The sequence below is a fragment of the Mesorhizobium sp. LSJC269B00 genome, from assembly GCF_000502815.1.
Classification (GTDB): domain Bacteria; phylum Pseudomonadota; class Alphaproteobacteria; order Rhizobiales; family Rhizobiaceae; genus Mesorhizobium.
In genome coordinates this window covers 112,117-138,915 of the sequence record NZ_AYVN01000006.1, presented here as the reverse complement: position 1 = coordinate 138,915, position 26,799 = coordinate 112,117, and the positions used below count along the sequence as shown (strand labels likewise).

Genomic DNA, 26,799 nt, shown 5'->3' with positions numbered 1-26,799 from the left:
AATGCGGCGCCCCCTAGATATTCTGCGCCGCTTGCGGCGGGCCGCCGGCCCGCTGCTGCTCAAAAACCCGCGATATCAGGCCTTTCGCGGGCTTTCGGTTGTAACCCTGGCGGCAATTTTGGCCCCGGCCCTGGCCGGATCGTCGGAACCGGTCGGCCTCGCCACGAGCCGCACCGACCTGACGCCGAAGGACCGGTCCCGCGTCCTTGCCGTTACCAGGCCAACCCAGGATTTCTCCAAGCCCGAATCCTTCGAAACGATGCAAGGCGGCGCCGGCACGTCGCGCAGGCAGGTCGACCGCGACGCCTTCTCGCAACCCTCTGAAAACATCACCTTCGAGGAACAGGGCAATTTCAAGCTCGGCAATGCGCTTTTCCGCAAGAACTGGGTGTCGTCGCCATCCTCGACCCAGGCCTCGGACGGTCTCGGACCCCTGTTCAACGAGCGCGCCTGCCAGAATTGCCATTTGAAGGATGGCCGCGGCCGCCCGCCGGCCGCCGACAGCCGCACCACGTCGATGTTCCTGCGGCTGGCGCGCGATGCGAGCACGGCCGAGGAAAAGGCCGAGATTGCCGTGCACAAGGTGCTGAACTTCCCCGATCCGGTCTACGGCGCGCAGTTGCAGGAACTGGCGGTGCCCGGCCTCAAGGGCGAAGGCCGCATGTATGTCGATTATCGCGAGGAAAAGGTCACGCTCGGCGACGGCAGCGTGGTTTGGCTGCGCAAGCCGAGCTATTCGGTCGACGGGCTTGGCTACGGCCCGCTTGACCCGCGCACCACGCTGTCGCCGCGCCTGACGCCGCCAATGATCGGCCTTGGCCTGATCGAGCAGATCGCGCCGGCCGACCTCCTTGCCCATGCCGATCCCGACGACCGCAACGGCATTTCCGGCAAGCCCAACATGGTGCGTGACCTCAGCAGTGGGCAACTGACGCTTGGCCGCTTCGGTTGGAAGGCCCAGACCGCGTCGATCCGCCAGCAGGCGGCGGACGCCTTTGCCGGCGACATCGGCATTTCGACGCCGGAAGAGCCCAGTCACTGGGGCGATTGCACCGCAGCCGAAGAGGCCTGTTTGGCCATGCCCAATGGCGTGCAGAAGCGGCTCGGCCCGGTCGAGGCGCCACCACCGGTGATGGACCTCGTCACCTTCTATTCGCAGAACCTTGCGGTGCCGGCGCGGCGCGATGTCGGCGCACCCGCCGTGCTCGCCGGCAAGAAGCTGTTCTACGAGATGGGCTGCATTGCCTGTCATACGCCGAAATTCGTCACCATGCGCGGGAACAAGGCGCAGGCGTTCCAACTGATCTGGCCCTATTCCGACTTTCTGCTGCACGACATGGGGCCTGGCCTTGCCGACGGCCAGGCGGTGGGCGATGCCACGGGCAGTGAATGGCGCACCCCGCCGCTATGGGGCATCGGCCTGACAAAGACCGTCAACGGCAACGCTTTCTTCCTGCATGACGGGCGTGCGCGCACGCTTACCGAAGCGATCCTGTGGCATGGCGGCGAGGGGCAGAAGGCGCGCGATCGCTTTGCCGCCGCCAATACGGCCGACCGCGATGCTCTCATCAAATTCCTGGAGTCATTCTGATGCTCAAGCGGGTTTTGCCTGTTCTACTCCTCCCATTGGCTCTGTTCGGTGCGTCCCCGGCATCGGCCTCGGTGAAAGCCTCCGATGTCATTCAAAGAGCGATCGACGGATTTGTCCGCCCCGCCTATGCCAGCCTGCGTGGCCATGCCGGCACCTTGGCGAAGGCCATGGACGCGCTCTGCCAGGCGCCGTCGCAGGGCAACCTCGATGCCGCGCATGCCGGATTCTCGGCCACGGTCGCAGCCTGGTCGTCGGCTGAAATCATCGGCTTCGGGCCAATCAAGGAGAACAACCGGCTGGAGCGCATGCTCTACTGGCCGGACCGAAAGAGCATCGGCCTGAAGCAGGTGCAGGCGGCGCTGGCCGGCAAGGATCCGACCGCCACCGATCCGGCGCAGCTGGCGGGCAAGAGTGTCGCGATGCAGGGATTAGGGGCGCTGGAGTTCGTGCTTTACGGCGACGGCGCCGAGACGCTCGTCGGCAAGGACGAGCCCTATCGCTGCGCCTATGGCGCGGCAGTCGCCAAGAACATCGAGACCATGGCGGCCGATGTCGACGCGGCCTGGAAAAAACCGGACGGTTTTGCAGCCTTGTGGGCTAATCCCGGACCCGACAATGCGCTTTACCGCGACGGCACCGAAGCGGTGACCGAACTGGTCGGCGTCTTCATCAACGAGCTGGAAATGGTCCGCGACGTGCGCCTCAAAGGTTTTTTCGGCGCCAAGCCGGAGGCTGACAAGCCAAGGCAGGCGATCTACTGGCGGTCGCAAAACACCGGCCTGTCATTAGCCGGCAACCTCTCCGGCATTGATGCGCTGTTCCAGGCCTCGAAGCTCGGCGACGCGCTGCCCGAGGATAGCAGATGGATGGCGGAATCCATCCATATCCAGCTCATCAATGGCGTTGCCACTGCCAAATCCATCCAGGGTCCGATCGACAAGACGCTGGCCGATCCCGCGGAGCGCGGAAAACTCGAGCATTTCGCGCTGATCACCTCCAGCCTGTCGGGCCTGATCGGCACCAGGCTGACCGCCGAGTTCGGCCTGACCGCCGGCTTCTCCTCGCTCGACGGAGACTGATCATGAGGACGCCACTGATCGACCGCCGCAATTTTCTCAGGGCTGCCGGCGCCGGCTTGGTCGCGTCAATGGCGCCGCGGGCCTGGGCGGACACGCTTGCCGCCGATGCCGTCTTTGCCACCGCCTTCGTCAAGCGCGACGGCAGCTTTGGCGCCGCTGTGTTGTCGGAAGCCGGAAAAGTATTGCATGCGATCGACCTGCCCGACCGTGGCCACGACGTCACCTTCGATCCGGTCTCGAAGCGCTCCGTGGTCTTCGCCCGGCAACCCGGCACCTTCGCCGTGGTCTTCGACCATGCCGGCCGCGAGCCGCCGCTGACCATCGCCAGCATCACCGGTCGGCATTTCTTCGGCCACGGTGTGTTTTCCACCGACGGCGCGCTGCTTTACGCCACCGAAAACAATTTCGACAATGCCGCCGGCGTGGTCGGGATCTACGACGCACGGGCCAAGTTCAGCCGCATCGGCGAGTTTCCGACCTATGGCATGGGGCCGCATGAGCTCTTGCTGCTCGGAGACGGCCGGACGATCGCCATCGCCAATGGCGGCATCGAGACCCATCCCGACTATGGCCGCGCCGAGCTCAACATCGCCACCATGAAGCCGTCCTATGTGCTGGTCGATCGCACAACCGGCGATCTCATCGAAAAGCACGAACTGCCGCCGGCTCTGCACCAGCTGTCGATTCGCCACATGGATGCCGACCCCACTGGCACCATCTGGTTCGGCTGCCAGTACCGCGGGCCGGGCACCGAGCGGCCACCGCTGGTCGGCCGCGCCACGCGCGGCAAGGGGCTGCAGCTGCTCGACATGCCGCAGGACGTGCTATCCGGCTTCCGGAATTACATCGGCTCGGTCGCCGCCAACCCGATTGCCGGCACGGTCGCGGTGTCTTCGCCGGAAGGCAATTCGCTGGCCGTCATCGACGCCGCCAGCGGCAAGATCGTCGCCACCAAGGCGCTGGTCGAGGTCTGCGGCCTGGCGCCCGACGGCCCGGGCTTCATGGCAACCACGGGTGCCGGCGAAATCATCGAAGGCAGCGGCGCGACGCGCTCCGAGCCCGACTATGTCTGGGACAACCACATGCTGCGCATCGCGCCGGCGGCGTAAGCCGTCCGGCCTGCACCGAAGCGAAGCCGCTTAACAATTTACGCGCTGGCTCTTGCGGCGGCGCGCCGTGGCGGGCAGAGGGAGACTGTTTTTCGAACCGGTCGCCCATGAAACTGCTCGCCATCGACTGTGCCGCCAATCTCTGCGCCGCTTGCGTCTATGACGCATCGGGCGGCAGAGAACTTGGCCGCTCGGTACTCGATCTCGGCAAAGGCCATGCCGAACACCTGATGGCTGTCATTGACGAAGCGCTGAAAGCGGACGGCACCGATTATGCCGGCCTTGGCGCCGTTGCGGTTTCCATCGGTCCGGGTTCCTTCACCGGCCTGCGGGTGGGCGTCTCGGCGGCGCGCGGCCTGGCGCTGGCGCTGAAGATCCCGGCGATCGGGGTAACGACACTGGAGGCGCTGGCGGCCGAGGCGAGGGCGGCATTTCCCGGCCGCCCGGTCCTGGCCGCTCTCGATGCCGGCCGCGAGGAAATCCATGCCGCGCTTTACGATGCGGAAGCGATTTTGCGCTATGGTCCGGCGGTGACCACACTTGCGCAAGCCGCGGGAATGGCGGCGGACAATCGTCCGGTGCTTGCCGGCACGGCCGCCGTGCAGATCGCAGCCGCGGCCGGTCGCGATTTCGATATCGGCCCGACGGCTGCCACCGCCGACATTGCCGTCTACGCCCGGCTCGCCGCTGCAAAAGGCGAGGGCGACAAGCCGAAGCCACTCTATCTGCGCGGCGCCGATGCCAAGGCGCAGGCCGGGTTCATCCTGTTGAGGCAGGAAAAGTAATGCGCATCCCTTTCCTCCAGCCGCGCCGCAGGGACTATGCGCTCGAGCCGCTGACAATCGCCGACAGCCCGGCAGCGTCGGTGCTGCACCGCGAGGATTTCGTCCGGCCCTGGACCGATGGCGAGTTCGCCGCGTTGCTCGAACAGGAAACCGTGTTCGGCTATGCCGCGCGCGAAATCGGCCAGGGCGCCAAGCCGCCGGTCGGCTTCGTGCTGGCCAGGCTTGCAGCCGGCGAGGGCGAGATTCTGACCGTGGCGGTGGCGCGCTCGCATCGCCGCCAGGGGCTCGGCTGGCAATTGATGGACGCCGTGCTGCGCGAATTGCATGCGCAGCGCGCCGAGGCGCTGTTCCTTGAGGTCGACGAGACCAATGTCGCTGCCATCGCCCTCTACCGGCGGCTCGGCTTCCGCCAGGTGGGCCACCGCGCCAATTATTACCGCTCGACCGAACATGGTCCTACCGGCGCGCTTGTCATGCGCCGCGATCTTCGCTAGCCAAAGTTTTGGGGCAGGGCCAAGCTGCATGATCGGAAAAATCAGGATTTTCCTGGCGCTGAGCCTCGTTGTCGTCGGTTCGCTGGTCCTTGTGCCTTTGCAGCTGCTGTCGATGAAGACTGGAATCTGGCGTGAGACGGTCATTCTGAAGGCCTGGCACAGCCTCATCGTCCGGACGCTCGGCCTGCGCATCCATGTCAAAGGTGCGCTGTCCAGCCAGCGCCCGCTGCTGGTCGCCTCGAACCATATCTCCTGGACCGACATCATGGTGCTGGGCTCCTTTGCCGATGTGACCTTCATCGCTCGGGCGGACATGGAGGGATGGCCGCTGATCGGCTGGCTGTCGAAACTGCAGCGTACGGTCTTCATCGAACGCGAGCGTAAGCGGACAGCTGGCGACCAGGCCAGCGAGATCGGCAGCCGCATGGCCAAGGGCGACGCCATGGTGCTGTTTGCCGAGGGCTCTACCGGCGACGGCAACACCATCCTGCCGTTCAAGAGCACCTTGTTCGGCGCCGCCTCGATGGCGATTTCGGAAGGCGCGGCCGAGCAGGTCTTCATCCAGCCGCTGGCGATTGCCTACACGCGGGTGCACGGCGTGCCTCTCGGCCGTCGCCACCGGCCGCTCGCTGCCTGGATCGGCGATCAGGACCTGATGCCGCATCTCAAGGTGCTGATGGCCGAAGGCGCCATTGACGTCGAGGTGCATTTCGGCGAGCCCATCGCCTTTTCCAAGGGCTCGAACCGCAAGGAAACGTCGAGGCTGATGGAAAGCCAGGTGCGCGCCATGATGCAGGCCGCGCTCGCCGACCCGCGCCAGAGTCGGTAGCGCAACCTAGAATCGTCTGTTTTTTGTCACGGAAAGGCGTTAGAAGCCGCCGGATGGATTTGAACACGATAGAGCGGAACGAAACCGACAGCGCCTTGCAAAGCGCTGCTGTGGCGTCCGCCTCGGCCAAAAAGGTCTTCGTCAAGACCTATGGCTGCCAGATGAATGTCTATGACTCACAGCGCATGACCGATGCGCTGGCAGCCGACGGCTACACCGCGACCGATGTCATCGCCGACGCCGACCTGGTGCTGCTCAACACCTGCCATATCAGGGAGAAGGCGGCGGAAAAGGTCTATTCTGAGCTCGGCCGCATCCGCGACATGAAGGCTGAACGCGCAGCAGTTGGGCGCGAAATGCTGATCGGCGTCGCCGGTTGCGTCGCGCAGGCCGAAGGCGCGGAAATCATCCGCCGTTCGCCTGCTGTCGATCTGGTCATCGGCCCGCAGACCTATCACCGGCTGCCCGATGTGCTGGCCCGGGTGCGTGGCGGCGAGAAGATCGTCGAGACCGAATACGCCATCGAGGACAAGTTCGAGCATCTGCCGCAGCCGAAGCGTGCCGAAATGATCAAGCGCGGCGTCACCGCCTTCCTCACGGTGCAGGAAGGCTGCGACAAATTCTGCACCTTCTGCGTCGTGCCCTATACCAGGGGCTCGGAAGTGTCGCGGCCGGTGGCGCAGATCGTCGCCGAAGCCGAGCGGCTGGCCGATGCCGGTGTGCGCGAGGTGACGCTGCTGGGGCAGAACGTCAATGCATGGCACGGCAAGGGTGAGGATGGCATGGAATGGGGGCTTGGTCGCCTGCTGTTCCGGCTAGCCGAGATTCCCGGCTTGGCGCGGCTGCGCTACACCACCAGCCATCCGCGCGACATGGACGACGAATTGATCGCTGCCCATCGTGACCTCCCGGCTTTGATGCCTTATCTGCACCTGCCGGTGCAATCCGGGTCAGACCGCATCCTCAAGGCGATGAACCGCAGGCACACGGCCAAGGACTATCTGGCGCTGCTCGAGCGCATCCGCGCTGCACGCGGCGACATCGCGCTGTCCGGTGACTTCATCGTCGGCTTCCCCGGCGAAACCGAGGCCGATTTCGAGGCGACGATGGGTCTGGTGCGCCAGGTGAACTACGCCTCGGCCTTCTCGTTCAAATATTCGCCGCGTCCCGGCACGCCGGGCGCCGATATGCCCGATCACGTGCCGGAAGCGGTCAAGGATGAACGCTTGCAACAGCTGCAGGCATTGTTGCTCAAGCAGCAGCAGGATTTCGGCCTGGGCCTGGTCGGCAGCACCATCGACACGCTGATCGAGAAGCCCGGCCGTCAGGCCGGCCAGAAGGTCGGCCGCTCGCCTTGGCTGCAGCCGGTTATTGTTGATGAAAAGGCCGGCGAAATCGGTGACATTATCCGGGTGCGAATCACGAAGACGGGCTACAATAGCCTGTTCGCCGAGTTGGCTTGATGGCCTCGGCAGATGAGGAGAGACGGTTGAGCGCTGCTGAAGTGAAGACTCTGCCCCAGAACCAGACATCCGGGGCCTCTGACATGGCGCACATCGTTCTGACTTTCGACAACAACAAGCTTGCCAGCGCCCTGTACGGCCAGTTCGACGAGAACCTGGCCCGGCTCGAGCAGAAGCTCGGCGTCGACATCCGCTCGCGCGGCAACCAGTTGACCATCAAGGGCTCGGCCTCGGCGGCCGAACAGGCGCGCCGCGCACTCGACAATCTCTACGGCATTCTCCAGAAGGGCACCGACATTGGCCAGTCCGACGTCGATGGCGCCGTGCGCATGGCCATTGCCGCCGACGACCAGCTGACGCTGCCGACGCTGGAACGCAAGGGCAAGGTTTCGGCCGCCCAGATCTCCACCCGCAAGAAGACGATCTATGCCCGTTCGCTCAACCAGGACGCCTATATGCGGGCGCTGGAGCGTTCGGAACTTGTCTTCGGCATTGGCCCCGCCGGCACCGGCAAGACCTATCTGGCGGTGGCGCATGCGGCGATGCTGCTCGAACGCGGCATGGTCGAGCGCATCATCCTGTCACGGCCGGCGGTCGAGGCCGGCGAGCGGCTGGGTTTTCTGCCCGGCGATATGAAGGAAAAGGTCGATCCGTATCTGCGGCCGCTCTATGACGCGCTTTACGACATGATGCCGGCCGACAAGGTCGAGCGCGCCATTGCCGCCGAGGTCATCGAGATCGCGCCGCTGGCCTTCATGCGCGGCCGCACGCTGGCGCATGCCGCCGTCATCCTCGACGAGGCGCAGAACACCACGCCGATGCAGATGAAGATGTTTTTGACCCGCCTCGGCGAGAATTCGCGCATGATCGTCACCGGCGATCCGACGCAGATCGATCTGCCTCCAAGCACCAAGTCGGGCCTCGTCGAAGCCTTGCGTGTCCTTGACGGCGTGGCGGGCGCGGTAACCGTGCGCTTCAACGATGTCGACGTTGTGCGCCACCCGCTGGTGGCCGAAATCGTCAGGGCCTATGACCGCGACGCCAAGCTGGCGCGCGGCCTCGGCGCCGAGAGCTGATGTGACGATGCGGGCTCATGCCTGAAGACATAAGACCTGGCGGCGGGGATAGTTCGGTTCCCGTCGAGATCGATATGTCGGTCGAGGCCGGCGACTGGCCCGATGAGGCGGCGCTGACGCGTCTGGTCGATCGCGCCGTGTCGGCTGCCTTTGCCGAAACCGCTGCTGCCGGTCCTTCCGAACTCAGCATCGTCTTTTCCGACGATGCCCATATCCGTACCCTCAATGCCGGCTGGCGCGGCAAGGACAAGGCGACCAACGTCTTGTCTTTCCCTGTTTTTCCGTTCCCCAGGGGTGGCAAGCTGCCGCCCATGCTGGGTGACATCGTGCTGGCCGCCGAGACGGTGGCGCGCGAAGCAGCCCTGGAAGACAAGCCCTTCGAGAACCATATCACCCATCTCGTCATCCACGGCCTGCTGCATTTGCTGGGCTACGATCACGAGACCGATGCAGAGGCCGATGAGATGGAAGCCATCGAGCGCTCAGCGCTCGCAAGGCTTGCCATTCCCGATCCCTACACGTAATGACAAAAGACCAATTGACCGGACGACGATGAACGACAAACCAGAAACTGCCGCCCGCCCCGAGGCTGGCAGTGCGACAAAGCCTTCCGATACGACGGAAGAGGGATCGAGTCCGAGTCCCAGTTCCGGCAGCCCCGCTTCTGGTAGTATTGCCAGCGAGCCATCGCCTGCCGGTCCGTCCCTGTTCGACCGCGTCTTGGGCCTTTTCAGGCAGCGGAACGGCACCAGCCTGCGCGAGGAAATCGCCGGCGCGCTTGCCGAAACGACCAGCGATGCCGGGTCTTTCTCGCCTGGCGAACGCGCCATGCTCAACAACATATTGCGCCTGCGCGAGGTACGCGTCGAGGACGTCATGGTGCCGCGCGCCGATATTGAGGCCGTCGAGATCACCACGACGTTGGGCGATCTGCTCGGTCTGTTCGAGCAGTCCGGCCATTCCCGCATGCCGGTCTATTCCGAGACGCTCGACGATCCGCGCGGCATGGTTCACATCCGCGACGTGCTGGCCCACATCACCAAGGTTGCCCGCGTCAAGAAGGGCAGAACATCCAGGAAGACGCCGGCAACGACGCTTCTCGACCTCGCCCAGGTCGATCTCGGCCGCACCATCGGCGACCTCAATCTGATCCGCCCGGTGCTTTTCGTGCCGCCATCGATGCTTGCCTCCGACCTGATGGGCCATATGCAGACGACGCGAACCCAGATGGCGCTGGTCATCGACGAATATGGCGGCACCGATGGTCTCGCCTCGCTGGAAGACATCGTCGAGATGGTCGTCGGCGATATCGAGGACGAGCATGACGAGGACGAGCCGCTGATCACCCAGACCGGCGAGGGCGTATTCGTCGTCGACGGCAAGGCCGAGATCGACGAGGTCGCCAAGATGATCGGCGAGGACTTTACCGCCGGCGAGCATGGCGAGTATGTCGACACGATCGGCGGCATGATCTTCAACACGCTGGGCCGCGTGCCCGCGCGTGGTGAGGTTGTGCAAGCCATCCCCGGCTTCGAATTCCACGTGCTCGACGCCGATCCGCGCCGCGTCAAGCGGGTGCGCATCGTCCATAACCAGAAGGGCGAGCGTCGCCGCCGCGTGACCGCCCCCCGCACCGAGCAGGCCTAGGACAGAACGTTGCCCGGCCGATGACGATCGACGATCCCTTCAAGCACTCAACCTTTGGCTCGGGTGTCTTCTACAAGGACCCGCGAGCCGCATTGAAATGGCTCGAAACGGCCTTCGGCTTCAAGCCGAGCATGGTGGTCAGCGACGCCGACGGACGGCTGGTCCATGCCGAAATGCGCTTTGGCGACGGCTACATCATCGTCGATTCCGAATGGGCCGATCATATTGCCAGTCCGGTAAGCGTCGGCGGCAAGAACACTCAGTCGGTCTGTGTGCGTCTGAAAGACGGCCTGGACGTGCATTGTGAGCGGGCAATGGCGGCTGGAGCCCAAATCGTCGAGGAGCCTGCCGACCATTTCTACGGCGAACGGCAGTATCGGGCGCGCGACCCCGAAGGCCATGTCTGGACCTTCACCCAGACCTTGCGCGCGGTGCCGCGCGAGGAGGCCGAGCACCTGAGCGGGCTAACCATCGAGGGATGGCCCCGATAGCGCAGCGATCGGCCGGTTCGCGTTTCAATAAATCTGATAAATCTTGGCTCTTGATTCGCGCGACCTGGGAAGTCTGTATGGAGCGCCTTGCCGGCCGGATAATTCTGCTTTGGGGCTGGCGGCGCGCGCTGGTGGCGTTTCTTGCCGGGGCGCTGGCGGTGCTCGCCCAGGCGCCTTACGATTTCTTCGCCGTCTGTTTCGTCTCGTTTCCACTGCTGGTCTGGCTGCTCGACGGCGCCACCGGCGAGGCTGCCGACGGCTGGCTCAGGCGCCTGCGGCCGGCCTTTGCCATTGGCTGGTGGTTCGGCTTCGGCTATTTCCTCGCCGGCCTGTGGTGGATCGGTGAGGCGCTTCTGGTCGAGGCCGACAGTTTCGCCTGGGCCTTACCCTTCGCGGTCGTCGGCATTCCTTTGGCGCTGGCATTTTTCTACGGCTTCGCCACCGGCGTCGCGCGGCTGTTATGGACCAACGACATTGGCCGCATTGCCGCCCTTGCCTTTGCTTTTGGCCTGACGGAATGGCTGCGCGGCTTCCTGTTCACCGGCTTTCCCTGGAATGCCGTCGGGTATGCGGCGATGCCCGTGCCGCTGTTGATGCAAAGCGTGTCGGTGACCGGCATGGTCGGCATGAACGCGCTGGCGGTCTTTGTCTTCGCCATGCCGGCCTTGCTTGCAGCACGCCGGCATGTCCGTCTCGGTGTGGTCCTGCTTGCCATTCTCGTCGCCGCCCATGCCGGCTTCGGCTATGTCAGGCTCGCGACCCCCGACAAGCCGGCAACCCGCACTCTCGATGTCCGTATCGTGCAACCGGATGTCGACCTCAGCGAAAAATGGGACGCCTCGGTGCGCGACCGCATCTTCGCCACGATGATGGGCCTGTCGGCCGCAGCGCCCGATCCCGGTCATGACAAACCGCAACTTATCCTGTGGCCGGAGACCTCGGTACCGTTCCTGTTCACCGAGCGTCCGGACGCGCTGACCGCGCTCGGCGACATGCTGCAGCCTGGTCAGATGCTGATTGCCGGCGTCGTGCGCGAGGAGCGCGGATCCGGGGCGGATGCCGACAGCCGCTACTACAATTCGGTGGTGGCGATCGACGACAAGGGTGAAATCGCTGATGCCGTCGACAAGGTCCATCTGGTGCCGTTCGGCGAGTATCTGCCGTTTTCCGGTCTGCTCAGCCGCTTCGGCATCGGACAGTTCGTCGCCGGGCCGATGAACTTCGCCGCCGGCAACGAGCGCCATCCGATCGCTCTGCCCGGCGGCATCAGCGCCTTGCCGTTTATTTGCTACGAGGTGATCTTTCCTGATCTGGTGGCTGTTGACGCAACGTCATCCCAGCTTATTGTAAACGTCACCAACGACGCATGGTTCGGCGACACGCCCGGGCCGTACCAGCATTTCAGGCAGGCTCAGATTCGCGCGGTGGAAAACGGATTGCCGCTGTTGCGCGCCGCCAACAACGGCATTTCCGCCGTTGTCGATACGCGCGGACGCATCGTCGACGCATTGGCGGTCGATGCACGTGGCGCCATCGACGTGCGGGTGCCGATCTCCGGCCAAGCCTTCATCTCCGCCGCGGGGCGGCGCATTAACGGAATGCTGATCATGTTGGTGTTTGCCGCAATCGCCCTCAGCTTGAACGTAAGGCAACGGCTACGGGTGAATTGACAGTCGACACATTAGAAACTCATACTGTTACCGCCTAATTTTCTCGAAGTCGGTTGGTGTTTCTGTTGGGGCAGTTGGCTCCGGCTTCGTTTGGGCGAGAAAAATAGAAAAGGCCGGAAAAATTCGGCGAGGAAAAAATGACAGAAGAAAACAAGAAGAAACCGAATCCGATCGACATCCATGTCGGAAGTCGCGTCCGCCTTCGGCGCAATATGCTTGGAATGAGCCAGGAAAAGCTCGGTGAAAATCTCGGTATTACGTTCCAGCAGATCCAAAAATATGAAAAAGGAACGAACCGCGTCGGCGCCAGCCGTCTGCAGGCAATAGCCTCGATACTCAGCGTGCCTGTCGCCTTCTTTTTCGAGGATGCGCCAGGGCAGGAGCCGGTGGGTAATAGAGGATTTGCCGAGGACACTTCGATGGCTTTCGCCGTCGAATTCTGCGGCAGTCCGGAAGGGCTTCAGCTCAACCGCGCGTTCGTCAAGATCGCGGATGTGAAGGTGCGCCGCCGGATTATCGACCTTGTGAAGTCCCTTTCTGCCGAAGATGCCGAGTGATTCGGTGGGTCGATTGACCCATTGGCCCCAGTAATCCCCCGGGCCCGAGTAGCCCAGGGGCTCGACTGCCGGCGGAGCCAAGCCGCCGGTGGTACAAGATATATTGCTGCGACACTCATGCCAGAACCGCGGCACCGCTTGACGAGCGGCGCCCGGCACCGTTAACACGTGGCGCGCCAAAATCGGCAGCCCTGCCGATCGTTTTTTCAAGAGGGGACACCCGTGACGCGGCAGAACTACTTCTTCACCTCGGAATCCGTGGCCGAGGGTCATCCCGATAAAGTCTGTGACCGCATCTCGGACGAGATCGTAGATCTGGTCTATCGCGAGGCCAAGAAGACCGGCATGGACCCATGGAAAGTCCGCGTCGCCTGCGAGACGCTCGCAACCACCAACCGCGTCGTCATCGCCGGCGAAGTAAGGGTTCCCGATACTCTGCTGAAGCGGGACAAAGCCGGCAACATCCTCAAGGACGCCGCCGGGCATTCGGTCGTCAACCCGGCCAAGTTCAAGTCGGTCGCCCGCAAGGCGATCCGCGAAATCGGCTACGAGCAGGCCGGCTTCCACTGGAAGACGGCAAAGATCGAGGTTCTGCTGCACGGCCAGTCGCCCGACATCGGCCAGGGAGTCGACAACGCCGCCGACCGCCAGGGCGAAGAGGGTGCCGGCGACCAGGGCATCATGTTCGGCTATGCATGCCGCGAGACCCCGGACCTGATGCCGGCGCCGATCTATTACAGCCACAAGATTCTCGAACTGCTCGCCGCTGCCCGTCACGAAAACAACGGCGAAGCCGGCAAGCTCGGGCCTGACGCCAAGAGCCAGGTCACCGTTCGCTATGTCGATGGCAAGGCCGCCGAAGCGACTCAGATCGTGCTATCGACGCAGCATCTCGACGCGACCTGGGATTCCAAGAAGGTCCGCAAGGTCGTTGAGCCTTACATCCGTGAGGCGCTCGGCGACCTCAAGATCGCCGACGATTGCATGTGGTACATCAACCCGACCGGCAAGTTCGTCATCGGTGGGCCGGACGGCGACGCCGGCCTGACCGGCCGCAAGATCATCGTCGACACCTACGGTGGTGCTGCCCCGCACGGCGGCGGCGCCTTCTCCGGCAAGGACACCACCAAGGTCGACCGCTCCGCCGCCTACGCGGCGCGCTATCTCGCCAAAAATGTGGTGGCGGCCAAGCTCGCCGACCGCTGCACCATCCAGCTGTCCTACGCCATCGGCGTTGCTCAGCCGCTGTCGGTCTATGTCGACCTGCACGGCACCGGCAAGGTCGACGAGGCCAAGCTCGAGGAAGCGCTGCGCACGGTGATGGATTTGTCGCCATCCGGCATCCGCAGGCATCTCGACCTCAACAAGCCGATCTACGCAAAGACCTCGTCCTACGGCCATTTCGGCCGCAAGGCCGGCCGAGACGGGTCCTTCTCCTGGGAAAAGACCGATCTGGCCAAGGCGCTCAAGGACGCGATCGCTGCTTAGGCATGATTCCAAAAAGTGGGTACCGGTTTTTTGGAAAAGATCGTGCTCCAACAAAGGATTAGATTGAGATGAGATTTCAGCCAAATCTCATCTCAATCCCAAATCTCATCTCAATCTAAGCGCGGCGCGCGACCAGGCCATGGATCCACAGGACAGGCGGAGCCGCGCGACCGAAGGGTTCTTCGGCCGCCGGCACGGCAAGACCATTCGCCCGCAGCAGGCGGCGGCGCTGGAAAGCGGTCTTGGGGCCTATGGCCTCGACCTCTCCGTCCAGGCGCCGGCAGAATTGCGCGCGCTATTCTCAGCGGATGTTTCAACGGTTCGGCTGGAAATCGGCTTCGGCGGCGGTGAGCATCTGCTGCACCGTGCCACGGAGGCACCGGCGACCGGCTTCATCGGTGTCGAGCCGTTCGTCAACGGCATGGCCAAGCTGATGATGGCGGTGCGGGAAAAGCCGCTTGCCAATCTTCGCGTTTATGATGACGACGCCACGCGCCTGCTCGATTGGTTGCCGCAGGCGTCGCTCGACGGCATCGATCTGCTCTACCCCGATCCCTGGCCGAAGAAAAAGCACTGGAAGCGGCGTTTCGTCAGCCCGCTCAACCTCGATCGGTTCGCGCGCGTGCTGAAGCCGGGCGGAAAATTCCGCTTCGCATCCGACATCGACACCTATGTGAACTGGACCTTGTTGCACTGTCGGGCGCATGGCGCGCTCCTCTGGCAGGCGCAAGGTGGGGCCGACTGGCATCGGCCCTATGAAGGCTGGCCGGGCACACGCTACGAGGCGAAAGCCATTCGCGAGGGCCGACGGCCGGCCTATCTCACCTTCATCAGAAAATAGTTCGATGCGGGAAAGTGTCCCGCATCAACAGCCGGTCTGGCTTCAGAAACGGCCGATCTTGCCGAAAGCGGTCGGGTCCATGCCGAGCCGGCGCAGATCGTTGGCGCGCGGCTTGCGGCCGGCTTCGACGGCCCGCGAGGCGGCAACGGCGCTGCCGAACAGGGCAAAGGCGTCGCCTATGGCGGAAAACACGGTACGGTTGCTCATTGTCTTGACCTTTCGCGCGCCACCGCGCGCTCATCTTTGATTTGTGCAGTGCAACATAGATAGGGATGTGAAATCCGGGATCACAGGGCCGTTACCGCATGGCCGGCATGCGCCGCGCGCAATCCTGCCAGCCGTCCCCGGCTGCACTCTGCCCGGCCCGTCAACAGACTTGAAACACTGGCCGGGATCGTCTATATCAGCCTCAAATTCTTGGTCGGTATGACGAAGAGTGGGTCCACCCGGTCCCGCTCTTTTTTATTACCTGCCGGTCAGCCATCAGCAAAGAGATGGTTCGGGACGACGATCATCCTGATCCAGAGAACGACAGGAACCGCATGACTGCAACGGCAAGCGAAGCCGACGACCGCATCATCCGCGAAAGCGGTATCGATGCGCGCATCGCGCTGATCGTTCAGCCGGTGTTGCGAGGCATTGGCTTCCGCCTCGTGCGGGTGCATCTGTCGGGCCAGAACGGCCTGACGCTGCAGATCATGGCCGAACGCGAGGACGGCACCATGACCGTCGAGGATTGCGAAGAGGTCAGCCGCGCTGTGTCGCCGGCGCTCGACGTCGATGACCCGATCGAGAAGGCCTATCATCTCGAAGTGTCGTCGCCGGGCATCGACCGGCCGCTGGTGCGCAAGTCGGATTTCGTCACCTGGACCGGCCATCTGGTGAAGATGGAAACCTCGGTGCCGGTCGCCGACCGCAAGCGCTTCAAGGGCAAGATCGCCGAAGCCGGCGAAGACGACATGCTGCTCGAGCGCGACAAGGCCGCCTACGGCGAAGAGCCGACGGTTCGCATTCCTTATGACGCGATCGCCGATGTGCGGCTGATCCTCACCGACGACCTTATTCGCGATGCCCTTTCGAAGGACAACCGGGAACGCAAGGAAGCCAAGAAACGCCGCGGCGAAGCTGATGATGCACCCGAAGGTGCTGAAGGCGGCGCGGAAGACGAAATCGAACAGGAACTATGATGAGCGGCCGGGCCTAAAAGCTCGGCAACAAGCTCGGGAGAAATAAGATGGTTGTAAGCGCCAACAGACTTGAACTGCTGCAGATCGCCGACGCGGTGGCGCGTGAAAAGTCGATCGACAAGTCGATCGTCATTGCCGCCATGGCTGATGCGATCCAGAAGGCCGCGCGCTCGCGCTACGGCCAGGAAACCAACATCCGCGCCGACATCAACGCCAACACCGGCGAGATGAAGCTGCAGCGGCTGATGGAAGTGGTCGAGAAGGTCGACGACTACGCCACCCAGATCGCCATTTCCTCGGCCCGCGAGCGCAATCCGGACGCCCAGCTTGGCGACTTCATCGCCGAACAGCTGCCGCCAATGGATTTCGGCCGCATCGCCGCCCAGTCGGCCAAGCAGGTCATCGTGCAGAAAGTGCGCGAGGCCGAGCGCGACCGCCAGTATGACGAATACAAGGACCGCATCGGCGAGATCGTCAACGGCACCGTCAAGCGCGTCGAATATGGCAACGTCATCGTCGATCTCGGCCGTGGCGAGGCCATTATCCGCCGCGACGAGCTGATCCCGCGTGAAAACTACAAGTACGGCGACCGCGTCCGCGCCTATGTCTACGACGTGCGCCGCGAACAGCGCGGCCCGCAGATATTCCTGTCGCGCACCCATCCGCAGTTCATGGCCAAGCTCTTCACCATGGAAGTGCCGGAAATCTATGACGGCATCATCGAGATCAAGTCGGTCGCCCGCGACCCAGGCTCGCGCGCCAAGATCGCCGTCATTTCGCGTGACTCGTCGATCGATCCGGTCGGCGCCTGCGTCGGTATGCGCGGCAGCCGCGTCCAGGCCGTGGTCGGCGAATTGCAGGGCGAAAAGATCGACATCATTCCGTGGTCGCCTTCGGCCGCCTCCTTCATCGTCAACGCGCTGCAGCCGGCGGAAGTCGCCAAGGTCGTGCTCGACGAGGATGCCGAGCGCATCGAAGTGGTGGTTCCCGACGACCAGCTGTCGCTGGCCATCGGCCGTCGCGGCCAGAACGTGCGTCTTGCCTCGCAGCTCACCGGCTGGGACATCGACATCCTGACCGAGGCCGAGGAGTCCGAGCGCCGCCAGAAGGAATTCGTCGAACGCTCGTCGCTGTTCATGGAAGCCCTCGATGTCGACGAGATGGTCGGCCAGGTTTTGGCCTCCGAAGGCTTCACCAGCGTCGAGGAAGTTGCCTATGTCGATTCGGGCGAGATCGCCTCGATCGACGGTTTCGACGAAGACACCGCTTCGGAAATCCAGACCCGCGCCCGCGAATATCTGGAGAAGATCGAAGCCGAGCATGACGACAAGCGCAAGGCGCTGGGCGTCACCGACGAACTGCGCGAGATCCCTGGCGTCACCACCGCCATGATGGTGACGCTCGGCGAGGATGGCGTGAAGACGATCGAGGATTTCGCCGGCTATGCCGCCGACGACCTGACCGGCTGGAAGGAACGCAAGGACGGCGAGACCAAGGTATTCCCGGGTGTGCTCGCCAATCACGGCGTGTCGCGCGCCGACGCCGAGCAGATGGTTCTGGCAGCCCGCCTCAAGGCCGGCTGGATCACCGAAGACGAGCTTGCAGCCGAACAGGTCCCGGCTGACGAAGCCGTTGGTGCGTGAGGTGAAACCGCATCGCACACAACCCGCCCCAGGACGAGATGAACGATCGCACCTGCATCGTCACGCGCAAGCAAGCCGAGCCGGATGAGCTGATCCGTTTCGTCGTCGGCCCGGATTCGGCCGTCGTTCCTGACCTGAAGAGAAATCTGCCCGGCCGTGGTTGTTGGGTGAGCGCCGACCGCCTACATATCGACAAGGCGGCGGCGAAGAACCTGTTTGCCCGCGCCTTCAAGGCGCAGGTCGTCGTGCCGCCCGATCTCGGCGGCATGGTCGACGGACTGCTTGCACGATCCGCTTTGGGTATGCTTGGCCTTGCCCGCAAGGCTGGCTCGATCGCACTCGGCGCAACCAAGGTCGAGAGCGCGGTGCGCTCGGGGTTGGCGCTTTTCGTGCTCCACGCGACCGAGGCATCCGACGATGGCGTGCGCAAGATCAGTCAGGCGCGGCGGGCAACTGTCCACCTCGGCGGGCCTGCAGTCCTTGCCTACAAACTTTTCTCCGAGGCCGAGTTGAGCTTGGCATTGGGGGGTACAAATGTGATACATGCTGCCGTTCTCGCGGGAGACGCGGGCAAGGCGGTTGAGAGGCGCATGGTTGCGCTCGACCGATATCGGGGCGGAACCCCCGACGATCTGGCAATGCTTGCGGCCGTTGCTGACGAAGATGATGCTGCAGAGGATATGGAATGAGCGATACGAAATCGGGCGACGACAAGACGTTGAGTGTTACACCGAAGAAGACCTTGACGCTGAAGCGCCCCGGTACCGAGCAGAGCGTCGTGCGACAGAATTTCTCGCATGGCCGCACCAAGCAGGTCCAGGTCGAGATCAAGAAGCGCAAATTCTCCATGCCCGGCGACAAGCCGGAGCCGGTGGCTGCACCCGTATTTACGCCCAAGCCCGCGGTAGTGGCAGCCCCCGTCGTGCAGGAAGCGCCCAAGGCGCCGCCTCCGCCGCCGCCGGCCGAACGCGGCGGCATGGTGCTGAACGAACTGTCGCGCAATGAAATGGAAGCGCGCCGCAGGGCGCTCGAAGGCTCCAAGGTTCGCGACGTCGAGGACCGCCAACGCGCCATCGAAGAGGCCAAGCGCCGCAACGAGGATGAGGAACGCCGCAAGCGCGAGCGCGAGGAATCCGCGCGCCGTCAGGCCGAGGAAGAAGCCCGCCTGCAGACCGAGGCCGAGTCCCGCCGCCGCGCCGAAGAAGAAGCGCGCCGCCGCGCGCCGCAGGCTGCCGAGCTTGTGGCATCGGACGACGAGGAAGAGGTCAAGCCGAAGCGCACCGCCGCCGGCGCCCCGGTACGCCGTCCGGTTACGCCCGAAGTGGCGCGCCCGGCCAAGCCGACCAAGGCCGAGGAAGACCGTCGTCGCGGCAAGCTGACCCTCAACACGGCGCTTTCCGACGAGGACGCGCGCGCCCGCTCGCTGTCGTCGATGCGTCGCCGCCAGGAAAAATTCAAGCGCGCGATGCATAATGAGCCGCGCGAGAAGGTTATGCGCGAAGTGATCCTGCCTGAAACCATCACCATCCAGGAACTGGCGCAGCGCATGTCCGAGCGCGCTGTCGATGTGGTCAAGTACTTCATGAAGCAGGGCCAGATCCTGAAGCCGGGCGACATCATCGACGCCGACACGGCCGAGCTGGTCGCCACCGAATTCGGCCACACGGTCCGCCGCGTCGCCGAGTCCGACATCGAGGAAGGCCTGTTCAACATTGCCGACAATGCCGAGGACCTGGTGTCGCGGCCGCCTGTCGTGACCATCATGGGCCATGTCGACCACGGCAAGACCTCGCTGCTCGACGCCATCCGCAATGCCAATGTCGTCTCCGGCGAAGCCGGCGGCATCACCCAGCATATCGGCGCCTACCAGGTCGAGAAGAACCGTCAGAAGATCACCTTCATCGACACGCCCGGTCACGCCGCCTTCACGGCGATGCGCGCCCGCGGCGCTCAGGCGACCGACATCGCCATCCTGGTGGTGGCGGCCGACGACAGCGTCATGCCGCAGACCATCGAATCGATCAGCCATGCCAAGGCGGCCGGCGTTCCGATCATCGTGGCGATCAACAAGATCGACAAGCATGATGCCGATCCGCAGAAGGTGCGGTCGGAACTGCTGCGCCATGAGGTGTTCGTCGAATCGATGGGCGGTGAAGTGCTGGACGTCGAAGTGTCGGCGACCAAGGGCACCAACCTCGACAAGCTGCTCGAGGCGATCCTGCTGCAGGCCGAAATCCTCGACCTCAAGGCCAATCCGGACCGTACCGCCGAGGGCGTGGTCATCGAAGCCCAGCTCGACAAGGGCCGTGGCCCCGTCGCCACCGTACTGGTGCAGACCGGCACTTTGATGCCGGGCGACATCCTCGTCGCCGGCAACGAATGGGGCCGGGTGCGCGCGCTGGTCAACGACCGTGGCGAGCAGATCAAGGAGGCGCCGCCGGCAATGCCGGTCGAGGTGCTCGGCCTGCAAGGCACGCCGCAAGCCGGCGACCGCTTCGCTGTCGTCAACAACGAGGCCCGCGCCCGCGAGATCACCGAATATCGCCAGCGTCTGGCGCGCGAGAAGGCAGTGGCTCGCCATGCCGGCCAGCGCGGCTCGCTTGAACAGATGATGTCGCAGTTGCAGACGAGCGGGTTGAAGGAATTCCCGCTGGTCATCAAGGGCGACGTGCAGGGTTCGATCGAGGCGATCAACGCCGCTCTCGACAAGCTTGGCACCGACGAGGTGCGTGCGCGCATCGTTCATGCCGGCGCCGGCGCCATCACCGAAAGCGACGTGTCGCTGGCGGAGACCTCGGGGGCCGCGATCATCGGCTTCAACGTCCGTGCCAACGTGCAGGCACGTGCGGCCGCGGCGGCCGCGGGCATCGAAATCCGCTACTACTCGATCATCTACAACCTTGTCGATGATGTGAAGGCAGCACTTTCCGGCTTGCTGTCGCCGGAACGCCGCGAGACCTTCATCGGCAATGCCGAGATCCTCGAGATCTTCGACATCACCAAGGTCGGCAAGATCGCCGGCTGCCGTGTCACCGAAGGCAAGGTCGAGCGTGGAGCGGGCGTGCGCCTGATCCGCGACAACGTCGTCATCCATGAAGGCACGCTGAAGACCCTCAAGCGCTTCAAGGACGAAGTCGCAGAAGTTCCGGGCGGCCAGGAGTGCGGCATGGCCTTCCAGAACTACGAGGACATGCGCGTTGGCGACATCATCGAGTGCTTCCGCGTCGAGATGGTGACCCGGACGCTCTGAGTTCGTATACTGTCGATACGACCGGGCGGTGGTCGAAAGACCGCCGCTCTAACTTTAATGCCTGTCGCCCAAAAGTGCGGGATAAACGACATGCATAGAAACAAGTATGAGACATGCGGCACGGTCCCATCCCGCGCCTCACGCTTTCCGGATTGAGAAAAATGCCCCGTCCAACCGCCTCCAGCCCATCCCAGCGCATGCTTCGCGTCGCCGAACAGGTGCGCCATGCGCTGTCGGAAACCTTGCAGCGCGGCGAGATTATCGACCCGCTGATCGAGAACACCGTGGTTTCGGTCTCGGAAGTGCGCATGTCGACTGATCTGAGGGTCGCAACGGCCTTCGTTTCGCCGCTCGGCGCCAAGGACACGGGTGCGGTCATCGACGCGCTCAACAAGCATGCGAAGTTCGTCCGTGGCCGCGTCTCCGGCGCGCTCCGCCAGATGAAGTTCATGCCGGAGTTCCGCTTCAAGCTCGATACGTCCTTCGACAATTTCGCCAGGATCAACGATTTGCTGAAATCGCCCGAAGTCGCGCGAGACTTGGGTGCCGATGGCGAAGACAACGACAAGGACGAGAAATAGTGGGGCGCCGCGGCAAGAAGAAGGGACGGCCGATCTCCGGCTGGGTGGTGCTGGACAAGCCGGTTGGCATGGGTTCGACCGAAGCCGTCTCCAAGATCAAATGGCTTTTCCAGGCCGAAAAGGCCGGCCATGCCGGCACGCTCGACCCGCTGGCCTCTGGCATGCTGCCGATCGCGCTCGGCGAGGCAACCAAGACCGTGCCTTATGTGCAGGACGGCGCCAAAATCTACCGGTTCACCGTCGCCTGGGGCGAGGAGCGTTCGACCGACGATCTCGAAGGCTTGGTGACGCAAAGTTCCGACCGCCGTCCGGCGGAAAACGATGTCAGGGCGCTGCTGCCGAACTACACCGGCGTCATCATGCAGACACCGCCGCAATTCTCGGCCATCAAGATATCAGGCGAACGCGCCTACGATCTCGCCCGTGGGGGCGAGACAGTCGACATCCCCGCGCGCGAGATCGAGATCGGCCGTCTGGACATCGTCGAGCACGCTGCCGACCACACTTTGTTCGAGGTCGAATGCGGCAAGGGCACCTATGTGCGCTCGCTGGCCCGCGACATGGGCCGCGACCTCGGCTGCTTCGGTCATATCGCCGAATTGCGCCGGGTCGAGGTCGAGCCGTTCACCCAGGAGGATTTCGTCACCCTCGCCGAACTGGAAGTCGCCCGTTTCGGCGAACAGCGCGAAGCTGACGGAGAGGCCGACGCCGATGTTGCCGATGCGCCGATCGACTTCGGCGCCATCGATGCGCTGCTTGTCGACACGGCCGCCGCGCTCGACTGCCTGCCCCAGATCGCCATCAGCGACGAAGCGGCGACCAAGATCCGCCTTGGCAATCCCGTCATCATCCGCGGCCGCGACGCGCCCGTGGAAGCCGAGGAAGCCTGCGCCACCGCGCGCGGCAAGCTTGTCGCCATCGGCGCCATCGAGCAAGGCATGTTCAAGCCGAAGCGGGTCTTTGTCGGCTGACCACTCTCGTCTAGTCTTACGTCGACGTCACATCCGAGGGGCACATGGCAAAGGCTGAGGCGGTGAAGAAGCGGGCGCCGGTGACAACGCGCCGGCCGCCGGTTGGCGCCTCGCCCGGCACGCTGATCGCCGATCCGGCGGCGCGACGGTCCGAGCTGCGGCTGACGCTGATTTCGCCTGAAAAATTCAAGACCATCAACGATGCCAGCATCGACGATCTCAACACCCATTGCGACAACTGGCCGGTCGTCTGGTTGGACTGCACCGGTCTCGCCAACATCCAGCTGATCGAGGAGATCGGCCGGATCTTCAACCTGCATCCACTGGCTCTGGAAGATGTCGTCAACACCGGCCAGCGGCCGAAGGTCGACTTCTTCGAGGACCACGCCTTCGTCGTCATGCGCATGATCGACGACGTCAAGGTGCATCGCTATGAGCAGATCGCGGTGTTCTTCGGCAAGAAATTCGTCGTCACCTTCCAGGAGCGCGAAGGCGATCCGTTCGACCCCGTGCGCAAGCGCATCGCCGCAGCGTTGCCCAACCGCTTGCGGATGCGCGGCGCCGACTATCTGGCCTATGCGCTCATCGATTCCATCGTCGACAGCTATTTCCCGCCGATTGAGGCCGCTAGCGAGGAGGTCGATGGCATCGAGGACGAGATGCTCAACACGCCTCACAAGCATCAGATGCGCCAGCTGCACGAATTGCGGCGCGACGCCAATGTGCTCAAGGGCGTGCTGTGGCCGATGCGCGACACGCTGGCGACGCTGATCCGCAACGACGTGCCCTATGTGAAGCCGGAGACGAAAATCTTCTTCAACGACACGCTCGACCACGCATTGCGGCTGATCGAGCTGGTCGAGAACCAGCGTGATATGCTGACCGGCTTGATCGAAATGCATTTGTCGCTGAGCCAGGCGCGCACCAACGATGTGATCTCTTATCTCACCATCGTCTCGGTGATTTTCATGCCGCTAACCTTCCTGGTCGGTATCTGGGGGATGAATTTCGATCCCGAGAGCTCGCCGTGGAACATGCCGGAACTGAAAGCCTACTATGGCTACCCGGCTTCGCTGCTGTTCATGCTGGCCGTTGCTGTCGGGCTGATCGTCTTCTTCAAAAGCAAGAAGTGGCTGTAAGCTCCAGGTGTCAGGGGGATCCTGGATTCCTGAGCAAAGGGCTGCGACGAGCCGGCTTTATGAATGGGCTGGTGTTTTCCAGGGAATTGCCTTATATGCGCCGCAGCATCGCGCCATGTCGCTTTGCTTGCACCGGCCCCTGCTGGACGACATCCCGGCTGAGGGCGACCCGTTTCCTCAAACAGATAAGGAAAAACACGATGTCGATTACTGCCGAGCGCAAACAGGAATTGATGGGTGAATTCGCAACCGCCAAGGGCGATACCGGGTCTCCGGAAGTCCAGGTGGCCATCCTTTCCGAGCGCATCAAGAACCTGACCGACCACTTCAAGGACCACAAGAAGGATAACCATTCCCGCCGTGGTCTGCTCGCTCTCGTCTCCCAGCGCCGCAGCCTGCTTGATTATCTCAAGCGCAAGGATGACGCGCGCTATCAGACGTTGATCGAGAAGCTCGGTCTGCGCCGTTGACGAATTGACCGGCGGGCTTTCGAAGGAGAGCCCGCCGGTCGCGCATTCTGCCAGTCGCATCGATTGGCCAGACCCGGTTTCGAGCGTGCAGAGGCCACTCGAAACCGCCCATGGACGGTCATGGGGCAGGATTGCAGGACGCTCGTGCGCTAACCAGCGCCGAATCTACCCGAGCTTCCCGTTGTCTTGCCCGTGGCTGCCCGAGAAAGGAAGCCAGGGAAAGGGCATCCGCGCACCGTGAAACGGCGCGGCCCTTTCCGCTTACTAAGGACAAGATATGTTCAACTACCACAAAGTGGAAATCGAATGGGGCGGCCGTCCGCTCATCCTGGAAACCGGCAAGATCGCACGTCAGGCTGACGGCGCGGTGCTTGCGACCTATGGCGAAACCAAGGTTCTCGCCACCGTCGTTTCGATGAAGGAGCCGAAGCCAGGCCTCGATTTCTTCCCGCTGACCGTCAACTACCAGGAAAAGACCTACGCCGCCGGCAAGATCCCGGGCGGCTACTTCAAGCGCGAGGGACGTCCGAGCGAAAAGGAAACGCTGGTTTCCCGCCTGATCGACCGCCCGATCCGCCCGCTCTTCGCCGACGGCTACAAGAACGACACCCAGATCGTCGTCACCGTCGTCCAGCATGACCTCGAGAACGATCCCGATATCCTGTCGATCGTCGCCACCTCGGCCGCTTTGACGCTGTCGGGCGTTCCCTTCATGGGCCCGATCGGAGGCGCCCGCGTCGGCTACATCAACGGCGAATACGTGCTCAACCCGCATGTCGATGAGATGCAGGAATCCAGGCTGGACCTGATCGTCGCCGGCACCACCGACGCCGTGCTGATGGTCGAGTCCGAAGCCAAGGAACTCGGCGAAGAGCTGATGCTCGGCGCCGTCATGTTCGGCCACAGGGGCTTCCAGCCGGTGATTGACGCCATCATCAAGCTGGCCGAAGTTGCCGCCAAGGAGCCGCGCGATTTCACGGCGCCGGACTACTCCGCGCTCGAAGCTGAAATGCTGAAGATCGTCGGCGACGAGCTCAGCAATGCCTACAAGAACGTCGACAAGCAGAAGCGTTACGCCGCCGTCGACGCCGTCAAGGCGAAGGTCAAGGCAGCGTTCGCTCCGGCCGAAGGCGAAGACGCCAAGTACACCTCCGAGCAGATCGGTTCGGTGTTCAAGGAACTCCAGGCCAAGGTCGTGCGCTGGAACATCCTCGATACCGGTTCGCGCATCGATGGCCGTGACCTCAAGACCGTCCGCAAGATCGTCTCGGAAGTCGGCGTCCTGCCGCGCACGCACGGTTCGGCGCTGTTCACCCGCGGCGAGACCCAGGCGCTGGTCGTTGCCACGCTGGGCACCGGCGAGGACGAGCAGTATGTCGATTCGCTGACCGGCATGTACAAGGAGAAGTTCCTCCTTCACTACAACTTCCCTCCCTACTCCGTCGGCGAGACCGGCCGCATGGGTTCGCCGGGCCGCCGCGAAATCGGCCACGGCAAGCTCGCCTGGCGCGCCATCCGTCCGATGCTGCCGAGCGCGGACCAGTTCCCCTACACGCTGCGCGTCGTCTCGGAGATCACCGAGTCCAACGGTTCGTCGTCGATGGCCACCGTCTGCGGCACATCGCTGGCGCTGATGGATGCCGGCGTTCCGCTGGCCAAGCCGGTTGCTGGTATCGCGATGGGCCTGATCAAGGAAGGCGAGCGCTTCGCGGTTCTGTCCGACATCCTGGGTGACGAAGATCACCTCGGCGACATGGACTTCAAGGTTGCCGGTACCGAAGGCGGCATCACCTCGCTGCAGATGGACATCAAGATCGAGGGCATCACCGAGGAGATCATGAAGATCGCGCTGGACCAGGCCAAGGACGGCCGCCAGCATATCCTCAGCGAGATGGCGCATGCTCTGACCGGCGCCCGCCCCGAACTCGGTGAGTTCGCACCGCGCATCGAGGTTATGCACATCCCGACCGACAAGATCCGCGACGTGATCGGCTCCGGCGGCAAGGTTATCCGCGAGATCGTCGAGAAGACCGGCGCCAAGATCAACATCGAGGACGACGGCACGGTCAAGATCGCTTCGTCGAACGCCAAGGAGATCGAAGCGGCCAAGAAGTGGATCCATACCATCGTCGCCGAGCCGGAAGTCGGCGAGATCTACGAAGGCACGGTCGTCAAGACCGCCGACTTCGGCGCTTTCGTCAACTTCTTCGGTCCGCGTGACGGCCTCGTCCACATCTCGCAGCTTGCCAACGACCGGGTCGCCAAGACCTCGGACGTCGTCAAGGAAGGCGACAAGGTCTGGGTCAAGCTGATGGGCTTCGACGAGCGCGGCAAGGTCCGCCTGTCGATGAAGGTCGTCGACCAGGCCACCGGCAAGGAAATCGCCCGCGACAAGAAGGCCGAAGGCGAAGAAAACGCCGCCTGAGTGGTCTGACAAT

Annotated in this window: 25 protein-coding genes; 24 read left to right on the top strand and 1 reads right to left on the bottom strand. The window is 63.5% G+C overall.

What is annotated here, in order from left to right:
• The first annotated feature begins 1 nt into the window (after position 1).
• From X771_RS147260 to X771_RS147330, 15 genes are all read left to right on the top strand, one after another.
• Entirely contained in the window at positions 2 to 1,591 is a 1,590-nt protein-coding gene (locus tag X771_RS147260; RefSeq protein WP_023688750.1) for a di-heme oxidoredictase family protein, read from the top strand.
• A complete protein-coding gene (locus X771_RS147265; protein WP_023688749.1) occupies positions 1,591 to 2,670 on the top strand; it encodes an imelysin family protein in 1,080 nt (359 codons plus the stop codon). Before X771_RS147260 ends, X771_RS147265 begins: the two co-directional genes overlap by 1 nt.
• A gap of 2 nt (positions 2,671 to 2,672) precedes the next feature.
• Positions 2,673 to 3,779: a DUF1513 domain-containing protein gene (locus X771_RS147270; RefSeq protein ID WP_023688748.1), complete on the top strand. Its 1,107-nt coding sequence runs from the start codon at positions 2,673 to 2,675 to the stop codon at positions 3,777 to 3,779.
• A gap of 107 nt (positions 3,780 to 3,886) precedes the next feature.
• Entirely contained in the window at positions 3,887 to 4,564 is a 678-nt protein-coding gene (gene tsaB, locus X771_RS147275; protein ID WP_023669541.1) for a tRNA (adenosine(37)-N6)-threonylcarbamoyltransferase complex dimerization subunit type 1 TsaB, read from the top strand.
• Entirely contained in the window at positions 4,564 to 5,058 is a 495-nt protein-coding gene (rimI, locus tag X771_RS147280; protein ID WP_023669542.1) for a ribosomal protein S18-alanine N-acetyltransferase, read from the top strand. Before tsaB ends, rimI begins: the two co-directional genes overlap by 1 nt.
• 28 nt (positions 5,059 to 5,086) lie before the next feature.
• Positions 5,087 to 5,887 (top strand): lysophospholipid acyltransferase family protein, encoded by an 801-nt coding sequence (locus X771_RS147285; RefSeq protein ID WP_023688747.1) that lies wholly within the window; start codon positions 5,087 to 5,089, stop codon positions 5,885 to 5,887.
• Positions 5,888 to 5,940: 53 nt separating this feature from the next.
• On the top strand, positions 5,941 to 7,350 hold the full coding sequence (miaB, locus tag X771_RS147290) for a tRNA (N6-isopentenyl adenosine(37)-C2)-methylthiotransferase MiaB (protein WP_023688746.1): 1,410 nt from the start codon (positions 5,941 to 5,943) through the stop codon (positions 7,348 to 7,350).
• The gene (locus tag X771_RS147295; protein ID WP_196813585.1) at positions 7,350 to 8,426 is read left to right on the top strand and encodes a PhoH family protein; all 1,077 of its coding nucleotides are present in this window, start codon (positions 7,350 to 7,352) and stop codon (positions 8,424 to 8,426) included. Before miaB ends, X771_RS147295 begins: the two co-directional genes overlap by 1 nt.
• 17 nt (positions 8,427 to 8,443) lie before the next feature.
• Positions 8,444 to 8,950 (top strand): rRNA maturation RNase YbeY, encoded by a 507-nt coding sequence (gene ybeY / locus X771_RS147300; protein ID WP_023669546.1) that lies wholly within the window; start codon positions 8,444 to 8,446, stop codon positions 8,948 to 8,950.
• A gap of 28 nt (positions 8,951 to 8,978) precedes the next feature.
• Positions 8,979 to 10,073 carry a hemolysin family protein gene (locus tag X771_RS147305; protein WP_023688745.1) on the top strand — a complete coding sequence of 365 codons (1,095 nt, stop codon included), beginning with the start codon at positions 8,979 to 8,981 and terminating at the stop codon, positions 10,071 to 10,073.
• 20 nt (positions 10,074 to 10,093) lie between these two features.
• A complete protein-coding gene (locus tag X771_RS147310) occupies positions 10,094 to 10,564 on the top strand; it encodes a VOC family protein (RefSeq protein ID WP_023688744.1) in 471 nt (156 codons plus the stop codon).
• 77 nt (positions 10,565 to 10,641) lie between these two features.
• Complete coding sequence (gene lnt, locus X771_RS147315; RefSeq protein WP_023688743.1) at positions 10,642 to 12,234, top strand: apolipoprotein N-acyltransferase; 1,593 nt, start codon at positions 10,642 to 10,644, stop codon at positions 12,232 to 12,234.
• Between the two features lie 137 nt (positions 12,235 to 12,371).
• On the top strand, positions 12,372 to 12,791 hold the full coding sequence (locus X771_RS147320; protein ID WP_023669550.1) for a helix-turn-helix domain-containing protein: 420 nt from the start codon (positions 12,372 to 12,374) through the stop codon (positions 12,789 to 12,791).
• A 222-nt stretch (positions 12,792 to 13,013) separates the two neighbouring features.
• Positions 13,014 to 14,279, top strand: coding sequence for a methionine adenosyltransferase (metK, locus tag X771_RS147325; protein WP_023669551.1), 1,266 nt, complete (start codon positions 13,014 to 13,016; stop codon positions 14,277 to 14,279).
• Positions 14,280 to 14,418: 139 nt separating this feature from the next.
• The gene (locus tag X771_RS147330) at positions 14,419 to 15,120 is read left to right on the top strand and encodes a tRNA (guanosine(46)-N(7))-methyltransferase TrmB (RefSeq protein WP_023688742.1); all 702 of its coding nucleotides are present in this window, start codon (positions 14,419 to 14,421) and stop codon (positions 15,118 to 15,120) included.
• Positions 15,121 to 15,162: 42 nt separating this feature from the next.
• On the opposite strand, the gene X771_RS1000000166895 is transcribed toward X771_RS147330, so the two are convergent.
• Positions 15,163 to 15,327: a hypothetical protein gene (locus X771_RS1000000166895; RefSeq protein ID WP_023669553.1), complete on the bottom strand. Its 165-nt coding sequence runs from the start codon at positions 15,325 to 15,327 to the stop codon at positions 15,163 to 15,165.
• A gap of 335 nt (positions 15,328 to 15,662) precedes the next feature.
• Between X771_RS1000000166895 and rimP the strand changes: the two genes are divergently transcribed.
• The 9 genes from rimP (at position 15,663) to pnp (ending at position 26,786) form a co-directional block, all read left to right on the top strand.
• A complete protein-coding gene (gene rimP / locus X771_RS147335; protein ID WP_023669554.1) occupies positions 15,663 to 16,307 on the top strand; it encodes a ribosome maturation factor RimP in 645 nt (214 codons plus the stop codon).
• A gap of 47 nt (positions 16,308 to 16,354) precedes the next feature.
• Positions 16,355 to 17,950, top strand: a complete 1,596-nt coding sequence (nusA, locus tag X771_RS147340; protein ID WP_023669555.1) for a transcription termination factor NusA — start codon at positions 16,355 to 16,357, stop codon at positions 17,948 to 17,950.
• A 38-nt stretch (positions 17,951 to 17,988) separates the two neighbouring features.
• Positions 17,989 to 18,639 (top strand): RNA-binding protein, encoded by a 651-nt coding sequence (locus X771_RS147345; protein WP_023669556.1) that lies wholly within the window; start codon positions 17,989 to 17,991, stop codon positions 18,637 to 18,639.
• A complete protein-coding gene (infB, locus tag X771_RS147350) occupies positions 18,636 to 21,200 on the top strand; it encodes a translation initiation factor IF-2 (protein WP_023688741.1) in 2,565 nt (854 codons plus the stop codon). The genes X771_RS147345 and infB overlap by 4 nt, the downstream gene beginning before the upstream one ends.
• A 161-nt stretch (positions 21,201 to 21,361) precedes the next feature.
• Positions 21,362 to 21,781: a 30S ribosome-binding factor RbfA gene (gene rbfA, locus X771_RS147355; protein ID WP_023669558.1), complete on the top strand. Its 420-nt coding sequence runs from the start codon at positions 21,362 to 21,364 to the stop codon at positions 21,779 to 21,781.
• A complete protein-coding gene (truB, locus tag X771_RS147360) occupies positions 21,781 to 22,752 on the top strand; it encodes a tRNA pseudouridine(55) synthase TruB (RefSeq protein WP_023688740.1) in 972 nt (323 codons plus the stop codon). Before rbfA ends, truB begins: the two co-directional genes overlap by 1 nt.
• A 44-nt stretch (positions 22,753 to 22,796) precedes the next feature.
• The gene (gene corA / locus X771_RS147365; protein ID WP_023688739.1) at positions 22,797 to 23,891 is read left to right on the top strand and encodes a magnesium/cobalt transporter CorA; all 1,095 of its coding nucleotides are present in this window, start codon (positions 22,797 to 22,799) and stop codon (positions 23,889 to 23,891) included.
• A gap of 59 nt (positions 23,892 to 23,950) precedes the next feature.
• Complete coding sequence (rpsO, locus tag X771_RS147370) at positions 23,951 to 24,361, top strand: 30S ribosomal protein S15 (RefSeq protein ID WP_280790678.1); 411 nt, start codon at positions 23,951 to 23,953, stop codon at positions 24,359 to 24,361.
• Positions 24,362 to 24,638: 277 nt separating this feature from the next.
• Complete coding sequence (pnp, locus tag X771_RS147375; protein WP_023688738.1) at positions 24,639 to 26,786, top strand: polyribonucleotide nucleotidyltransferase; 2,148 nt, start codon at positions 24,639 to 24,641, stop codon at positions 26,784 to 26,786.
• Positions 26,787 to 26,799 lie beyond the last annotated feature (13 nt).